Raw genomic sequence first — 2,302 nt, 5'->3', positions numbered from 1 at the left:
GGCTTCGCATCGGCCATGGCATCGAGGCGGAAACCGAAATCGGCCCGCTCATCAATGCCAGGCAGGCCGGCCTTGATATAGCCCACCACCTTGCCGGCCTGCCTGGCATTGATGAGCGGGCCGATTTCGGTTTCCGCCTCGATGCCATGGCCGATGCGAAGCCTGCCGGCAAACTCGGCGACCCGGCGCACGAATTCGTCATGGATTTCGCGGGCCACGAAAAGCCGCGAACCGGCGATGCAGATCTGGCCCGAATGCACGAACACAGCCATCGCGGCGACAGGAACCGCCTTGTCAATGTCGGCATCGCGGCAGACGATGATCGGCGATTTGCCGCCGAGCTCCAGGGAAACGCGCTTGAGGTTGGTCACGCCCGCCCGCGCGATGGCCTGGCCGGTCAGCGTCGAGCCGGTGAAGACGATCTTGTTGACGTCGGGATGTTCAGCGAGCCGCGCGCCGGCCTCTGTCCCGGTGCCGGTGACGACGTTGACGACGCCGTCGGGAACGCCGGCCTCCTGCATCAGCCTGGCGATCAGCAGCGGCGTCAACGAAGCATCCTCCGAGGGCTTCAGCACGATGGTGCAGCCGGTGGCGAGCGCCGGCGCGATCTTCCAGATCGACGCTGCGGTCGGAGCGTTCCAGGGGATGATCGCGCCGACAACGCCTACCGGCTCGCGCCTTGTGAACGAGACGATCTCGCCGGGGATCGAATTGTCTATGGATTCGCCATGCAGCGCGGTCGCCATGCCCGCATAAAAGCGCAGCATGCCGATGACGCGCCGCCGGTTGGCGAGCGTGCGCGTGATCGGCAGTCCCATGTCGAGAGTGTCGGAAACGCTGAGTTCTTCCCAATGGGTCTCGAAGAGATCGGCGATGCGCAGAAGCACGCACTGCCGCTCGTAGGGCGAGAATTTTGACCACGGCCCTTCGAAAGCCGCGCGCGCAGCGTCCACCGCCGCATCGATGTCGGCCGCCGAGCCACGCGGCACCGTGGCCAGCACTTCGCCAGTCGCCGGGTTGAGCGCCTGCATCTCCTGGCCGGATTGTGCCGGAACCCACTTGCCGCCGACGAACATCGGCCGGAATTCGCCATGGTAGAGCGCCGTGGCCTTCGCCCGCGGGTCGAAATTCAGCGTCATCTCTTCCTCCTCACAATTCCGTGGCGACTATGACTCCCACGCCGGTCGACCTCAAACAAGGAAAGCTAAAAGGGCGTTCAGATAATCGGACTGTGCAATGCACGCGACTTCCCCGATGGTGCCGGCAACGGAGGAACAGATATGAGACTTGCTGGCAAGGTCGCTATCGTCACGGGCGGCGGTTCGGGATTTGGCGAAGGCATCGTCAGGAAATTCGTCACCGAAGGTGCGCTGGTCGTGTTGATGGACCGTGATGAGGCCGCCGCGGCCCGCGTTGCTGCCGAAGTCGGCGAAAATGTGCGGCCAATCACTGGCGACGTCTCGACACTCGGAAGCTTCGAAGCGGCGGCAGACCTGGCCCGCTCGGCCTTTAGCGGTCTCGACATACTGGTCAACAATGCCGGCGTGGCCCAGCCGCCCTTGGCGCTCGAGACGATGAACGAAGAGATGTTCGACCGGATCGCCAACGTCAACATGCGATCCATCTACAATGGCGCCCGTGCGGTCGTTGCGCATTTCAAATCCATCAAATCGGGCGCCATCCTCAACGTCGCCTCCACCGGCGGCGTCTCGCCGCGCCCGAATTTGACCTGGTACAATGCTTCCAAAGGCTGGGCGATTGCCGCCACCCGGGCCATGGCCGTGGAACTCGCCCCCTTCGGCATCCGCGTCAACGCCATCAATCCGGTTGCCGGCGACACGCCACTTCTGTCCACTTTCATCGGCTCCGGCGAAGAGAACCGCGCCCGCGTCGTCGCCACCATTCCGATCGGCAGGCTGTCTACGCCGGCGGACATGGGCAACGCCGCGGCATTCCTGTGCTCCGACGAGGCCAGCATGATCACCGGCGTCGACCTCAACGTCGATGGCGGCAAGTGCATCTGAGCGTTAGACCATTTGGGAGTTGGCGATGAAGCCTGTCTACGAAATCGCCGTGGTGCATGGCGACGGCATCGGCCCGGAAGTCTGCGCCGCAGCGGTTCAAGTGGTGAAAGCAGCGCTCGGTCCCGGCAGCCCCTTGCACTTCAGCGAATACCCGGCCGGAGCCGAGCATTTCCTGAAGACCGGCCAGAGCTTTCCCGAGCCGACCTTCCAGGCCTGCCGCGAGGCGGACGCCATCCTGCATGGTGCGGGCGGCTTGCCAGGCGTCATCCATCCCGATG

The 2,302-nt window shown here is 64.2% G+C and carries 3 protein-coding genes; 2 read left to right on the top strand and 1 reads right to left on the bottom strand.

Annotation, left to right across the window (positions count from 1 at the left end):
* Positions 1–1,139, bottom strand: a 1,139-nt coding sequence (locus tag EN914_RS32620; protein ID WP_245497897.1) for an aldehyde dehydrogenase, incomplete at its 3' end; no start/stop codon positions are given.
* A gap of 141 nt (positions 1,140–1,280) precedes the next feature.
* Between EN914_RS32620 and EN914_RS32615 the strand changes: the two genes are divergently transcribed.
* Positions 1,281–2,024, top strand: coding sequence for a glucose 1-dehydrogenase (locus tag EN914_RS32615; protein ID WP_024502412.1), 744 nt, complete (start codon positions 1,281–1,283; stop codon positions 2,022–2,024).
* 25 nt (positions 2,025–2,049) lie between these two features.
* The coding region (locus EN914_RS32610) for an isocitrate/isopropylmalate family dehydrogenase (protein ID WP_245497896.1) at positions 2,050–2,302 on the top strand (253 nt) is incomplete at its 3' end.

Origin of the sequence: Mesorhizobium sp. M7A.F.Ca.CA.001.08.2.1, assembly GCF_003998455.1 — a bacterium.
In the GTDB taxonomy this organism is placed as follows: domain Bacteria; phylum Pseudomonadota; class Alphaproteobacteria; order Rhizobiales; family Rhizobiaceae; genus Mesorhizobium; species Mesorhizobium ciceri.
Note: the sequence above shows the minus strand (reverse complement) of the source record. Positions and strands in the feature narration are given on the sequence as shown.

Excerpts from the sequence above, each read along its gene's own strand:
- EN914_RS32615 (WP_024502412.1), top strand. The coding sequence starts at position 1,281 with ATGAGACTTGCTGGCAAGGTCGCTATCGTCACGGGCGGCGGTTCGGGA.